Origin of the sequence: Cellulomonas sp. PS-H5, from assembly GCF_019265565.1 — a bacterium.
Classification (GTDB): Bacteria; Actinomycetota; Actinomycetes; order Actinomycetales; family Cellulomonadaceae; genus Cellulomonas.
Map to the genome: position 1 here is coordinate 69594 of NZ_JAHVCI010000017.1, position 6000 is coordinate 75593.

Sequence of the window (6000 nt, forward strand, 5' to 3'; positions counted from 1 at the left end):
GTCCCGCGAGCCGACCTGGAGCCGACCCCGACGACCGCCGGTGGTCCGCGCCACCCGGATCGTCGAGGAGCCCCGCATGTCAGCCACCGCAGTGCCCACCACCACGCCGCCGGCCGAGTCCCGGCCGCTCAACTCGCCGTCCCGCGTCATCGCGGCGAGCCTCGTGGGCACCACCATCGAGTTCTACGACTTCTACGTGTACGCGACGGCCGCCGTCCTCGTGTTCCCGAAGCTGTTCTTCCCCACCGGGAACGACACCACGGCGCTGCTCGCGTCGTTCGCGGTGTTCGGCGCCGCGATGGTGGCGCGCCCGATCGGTGCGATCTTCTTCGGCCACCTCGGCGACCGCCGGGGCCGCAAGACGACGCTGGTCTACTCGCTGCTCACCATGGGCGTCGCGACGTTCCTCATCGGGCTGCTGCCGACGTTCGGCCACATCGGCGTCGGCGCCACGGTCGCGCTGCTGGTGCTGCGGCTCGCACAGGGCTTCGCGCTCGGCGGCGAGTGGTCGGGCGCCGCGCTGGTCGCCACCGAGAACGCCCCGGCCGGGAAGCGCGCCTGGTACGGCACGTTCCCGCAGCTGGGCGCCCCGCTCGGCTTCATCATCGCCAACGGGATCTTCCTCATCATCAACGGCGTCCTCGGCCAGGGCTCGGACGCGTTCATGTCCTGGGGCTGGCGCGTGCCGTTCCTGTTCTCCGCCGTGATGGTGATCATCGGCCTGTGGGTGCGGCTCAAGCTGGTCGAGTCCGAGGCGTTCACCCAGGCCGAGAAGAAGGGCACCATCACCAAGGTCCCGCTCGGCACGACGCTGAAGTTCCACTGGCGCGAGACCCTGCTCGGCACGTTCATCATGCTGGCGACCTACGTGCTGTTCTACCTGATGACGAACTTCACGCTGACGTACGGCACCCGTGCCGTCGCGCCGGAGGACGGCGAGCCCGGCGGACTGGGGATCCCGTACGTGCACTTCGTGCTCATGCAGATCATCGGCGTGCTGTTCTTCGGCATCTTCACGATGCTGTCCGGCCCGCTGGCCGACCGGCTGGGACGCCGGCGCCTGCTCATCGGCGTCACGTCGGCGATCATCGTGTTCGGCTTCTCGTTCCCGCTGTTCCTCACCGTGCGGGACGACCTCGTGTTCACCGGCGCGCTCACCCAGGCGTTCCTGGTGCTCGGGTTCCTCCTGATGGGCGCCACGTTCGGCCCGATGGGCGCGCTGCTGCCCGAGCTGTTCCCGACGAACGTCCGGTACACCGGTTCCGCGGTCGCCTACAACGTGTCGTCGATCCTCGGTGCGGCGCTGGCCCCGATCGTGGCGCTCGCCCTGTGGGCCGCGGCCGACGGCAGCACCTGGCTGGTGGGCGTGTACCTGTCGGCGATGGGCGTCCTCACCCTGCTCGCGCTGATCCTGTCCCGGGAGACGAAGGACCAGGACTACGCGAGGTCCTCGCACGCGGACTGACCGGGCCTCACGCCGAGATAGGGCCTTTCGCTCGAGATAGGACCGCTGACGGTCCTATCTCGGCGCGGAGGTCCTATCTCGGCGTCGTGCTGGGTGGGTGGGCCAGCGCGGTCGGTCGGCGGTCGGCGCGCCGCTCAGGCCAGCGCGGCCAGGGCCTTGCGGATCCGCTTCTCGCTCACCGGCACCGGCGTGCCGAGCTGCTGGGCGAACAGGCTCACGCGCAGCTCCTCCAGCAGCCACCGCGCGTCGTCGAGCGCCGCCAGGTCGGCCGGCACGAGGGTCCGGCTCGTCACCCGGGCGCGGGTCTGCCCGAGCAGCTGCTCCAGGTCCCGGACCTGCCAGGCGAGCTGCTCGTCGCGCGCGGGGTTGCCCGCCGCCTTGTCGAGCCGGTAGGCCGCGGCGCGCAGGTAGCGCGCCAGGTGCGGCAGCCGGTCGGCGCCGGTCTCGGAGACGAACCCGTCGTGCACCAGGCGCTCGGCCTGCTCCTGGACGTCGCGCACGGTGCCGAGCAGCGCGAGCGACCGGGTGCCGCGGACGGCGCCGTCGAGGTCCCGCGCCGCGGCCAGCACGGTGACCAGGTCCTGCACCACGCGGTGCACGGCGTCCTCGAGCCGGTCGCGGACGAACCCGCGCACGGCCGCGTAGGCGTCCGCGGACCGGACTGCCGTCGCCGGGCGCCCGGCGAGGTGCTCGGTCAGCAGCCGGTCCACGGCGGCGAGCTGCACGTCGGCGACCAGCGCCTCGGTGCTCGGGTACGGGCTGGCCGCGAGCGTGAGCGCCTGGGTCCCCGACCACCGCGAGGTGATCCGGCCCGGGGCGAGCCCGACGTCGCGGACCAGCAGCCGGCGCAGCCCGCGGCGGTGCCGGACGGCCTGGTCGCCGGCGTCGGCCAGCACCTCGACCCGGACGGTCGCCGCCCCGGAGCCGTGCTCGACGAGCGCCGGGTAGCCGCGCACCGTGAGCCCGCTCGCGTCCTGCGTCTCCACGCGCTCCGGCAGGGCGCCGCCGGGCAGGTCGGCGGGCCAGGTGTCGAGGTCGGCGCCGTCGAAGCCGGGCAGCGCGGGCGTCGCGCCCCGGGCCCCGGGACCGGGGACGGCCGCCGCCCCGCCCCGTCCGGCCGAGGGGACGGGGCCGCCGTCGCCGCCCGTGCCCCCCGACCGCGCCCGCGCGTCCGCCATCGCGTCCCGCACCGCGCTCCGCACGGCCGTCGAGACCGCGTCCTGGGTGCGGGCCGCGAGCTTCCGCTGCAGCACCGCGAGGTCCTTGCCCTCGTCGAGCACGCGCCCGCGGTCGTCGGAGACCCGGAACGTCATCCGCAGGTGCGCCGGGAGCCGGTCGAGGTCGATCGCGCCGTCGGGCACGACGACGTCGCGGAGCGCCCGGACGGCCTGCCGGAACGCGGTCTCGTACGACGGCGCGGCGTCGGCCGCGCGCACGGTGTCCTCCCACGAGGCGGTGTGCGCGTCGAGCCAGCCCACCACGTCCCGGGCGACGTCAGGCGCGGGGACGAGCTGCACCCGGACCGGCTTCGGCAGCGCGCGGATCGTCGCGGTGACCAGCTCCTCGCGGAGGCCCGGCACCATCCAGTCGAAGCCCTCCGGCCGCACCCGGGCGAGCGCCACGAGCGGCACGTGCACGGTGACGCCGTCCGCGTCCGTGCCGGGCTGGAACTGGTACGTGAGCGGCAGCGCGAGGTCGCCCTGCGGCCAGGTCGACGGGAACGACGACTCGTCCACGCCGCCCTCGTCCGTCACCAGGAGCTCGCGCGTGAACGTCAGGAGGTCGGGGTCGTTCCGGCGGGCGCCCTTCCACCACTGGTCGAAGTGCCGCGCGGACACGACGTCGTCGGGGATCCGCTCGTCGTAGAAGTCGAACAGCGCGTCGTCGTCGACGACCAGGCCGCGGCGCCGTGACCGGGCCTCGAGGTCCTCGGCCTCCTTGAGGAGCCGGCGGTTCTCGGCGAAGAACGCGTGGTGCGTGGTCCAGTCGCCCTCGACGAGCGCGTGCCGGATGAACAGCTCGCGCGCGTGCTCGGCGTCGACCTTCCCGAACAGCACCCGCCGCCCGGTGACGATGGGGACGCCGTAGAGCATGACCCGCTCCAGGGCCATGGCCGCGCCCTGCTTGGACGACCAGGACGGCTCGGAGTACGACCGCTTCACCAGGTGCCCGGCCAGGTCCTCGGCCCACTCGGGCTGGATGCGCGCGGCGTCCCGGGCCCACAGCCGCGAGGTCTCGACGAGCTCGCCCGCCATCACCCAGGCCGGCGGCTTCTTGGCCAGCCCGGAGCCGGGGAAGATCGCGAACTTCGCGCCGCGCGCGCCCAGGTACTCGTTGCGGCCGCGCCGGTCCGGGGTGCGACCGCCGTCACCACGCCCCTTGCCGCGGGCCTGCGCGCCGCCGCCGGACAGGTCCGACGCCTCCTGCATGCCGATCTGCGACAGCAGGCCGGACAGCAGCGCGACGTGCACCCGGTCGGCGTCCCACTCCAGCCGGTGCGCGCCGCGGCCCTCGGTCGCGGGGTCGCGCTCCTCGGACAGGTCGCGGTCCGTCGTCCGCGGCGGGTTCATCGTGATGCCGAGCGGCTTCGCGAGCTCCTTGAGCTGCGTCACGACGTCCTGCCACTCGCGCAGCCGCAGGTAGTTCAGGTACTCGGCCCTGCACAGCCGGCGGAACGCCGAGCCCGACAGGTCCCGCTGCGCGTCGCGGACGTACTGCCAGAGGTTGAGGTACGCCAGGAAGTCGGACGTCGGGTCGGCGAACCGGGCGTGCAGCTGGTCGGCCTGGGCGCGCATCTCCACCGGGCGCTCGCGCGGGTCCTGGATCGACAGGGCGGCGGCCACGATCATCACCTCGCGCGCCACGCCCCGCCGGCCGCCCTCGACGATCATCCGGGCCAGCCGCGGGTCCATCGGCAGCTGCGCGAGCGCGCGGCCGGTGTCGGCCAGCCGGGTGCCGGACGGGCCGGTCTCGAGCGCGCCGAGCTCGGTCAGCAGCTGCACGCCGTCGCGCACGGCCCGGGTGTCCGGCGGGTCGACGAACGGGAACGACGCCACGTCGTCCGGCCCGGTCGCGACGCCGACGGCGACCATCTGCAGGATCACCGACGCGAGCGAGGTGCGCAGGATCTCGGGCTCGGTGAACCGCGGGCGGGACGCGAAGTCGTCCTCGGAGTACAGCCGGATCGCGATGCCGTCGGCGACGCGCCCGCACCGCCCCGAGCGCTGGTTGGCCGACGCCTGCGAGATCGGCTCGATCGGCAGCCGCTGCACCTTGGTGGCCTTGGAGTACCGGGAGATGCGCGCGGTGCCGGGGTCGACGACGTACCGGATGCCCGGCACCGTCAGCGAGGTCTCGGCGACGTTGGTGGCCAGCACGACGCGGCGGGTGCTGTGCTGCTGGAACACCCGGTGCTGCTCGGCGGCGGACAGCCGGCCGTAGAGCGGCAGCAGCTCGACGGCGTCGGGGCGGCGCTGGTCCTGCACCCGCGGGCCCAGGTGGCCGCGCAGCGCCTCCTCGGCGTCGCGGATCTCCCGCTCCCCGGACAGGAACACCAGGACGTCGCCGGGGCCCTCGGCGGCGAGCTCGTCGACCGCCTCGCAGATCGCCGTCATGAGGTCGCGGTCCTCGGCGGGCGCAGGCGTCCTCGCGCCCTTCGCCGGGGCGCCGCGGGAGCCCGCGCGCGGGCGGGCGCCGTCGTCCGCGTCGAGGTCGTCCGGGTCGTCGGTCGGGCGGTCGGGCGACAGCGGGCGGTACCGCAGCTCGACGGGGTAGGTGCGCCCGGTGACCTCGACGACCGGCGCCGGGACGCCTTCGGGGTGCTCGTCGTCCGCCGGGCCGGCGAAGTGCGCGGCGAACCGGGCGGAGTCGATCGTCGCCGACGTGATGACGACCTTGAGGTCGGGGCGGCGCGGTAGCAGCTGGGCCAGGTAGCCCAGGATGAAGTCGATGTTGAGCGACCGCTCGTGCGCCTCGTCGATGATGAGCGTGTCGTAGGCGCGGAGCTCCGGGTCGCGCTGGATCTGCGCGAGCAGGATGCCGTCGGTCATGACCTTCACCAGCGTGCGGTCCGACGACTCGTCCGTGAACCGGACCTGGTAGCCGACGAGCTCGCCGATCGTGGTGCCGAGCTCCTCGGCGATCCGCTCGGCGACGGTGCGGGCGGCGATCCGGCGGGGCTGGGTGTGCCCGATCTGGCCGTCCCGGCCGCGGCCGAGCTGCAGGGCGATCTTGGGCAGCTGGGTGGTCTTCCCGGACCCGGTCTCGCCGGCGACGATGACGACCTGGTGGTCGCGGATCGCGGTGGCGATCTCGGCCCGGCGCGCCGACACCGGTAGCTGCTCGGGGTAGACGACCGGCGGGAGGACGACGGCGCGGCGGGCTTCGGCCAGGGCGGCCAGGCGCCGGGCGCGGGACTCGCGGCCGCGGCGGGGGTCCTGGGCGCGGGGGGCGTCCGGGGTGCGGCGGCCGCCGCCGCGGGCGTCGGGGCCGTCGGCCGCCCGGTCAACCGGGGGCTGGTCGTGGTGGCGCTGCTC

2 protein-coding genes are annotated in these 6000 nt (G+C 74.5%); one reads left to right on the plus strand and one right to left on the minus strand.

Features of this window, described 5'->3' with window-relative positions:
* Positions 1-76: 76 nt before the first annotated feature.
* A complete protein-coding gene (locus tag J5O08_RS09225; RefSeq protein ID WP_218706568.1) occupies positions 77-1465 on the plus strand; it encodes an MFS transporter in 1389 nt (462 codons plus the stop codon).
* A gap of 134 nt (positions 1466-1599) precedes the next feature.
* Here J5O08_RS09225 and hrpA read toward each other — a convergent pair.
* The coding region (gene hrpA / locus J5O08_RS09230; protein WP_374225960.1) for an ATP-dependent RNA helicase HrpA at positions 1600-6000 on the minus strand (4401 nt) is incomplete at its 5' end.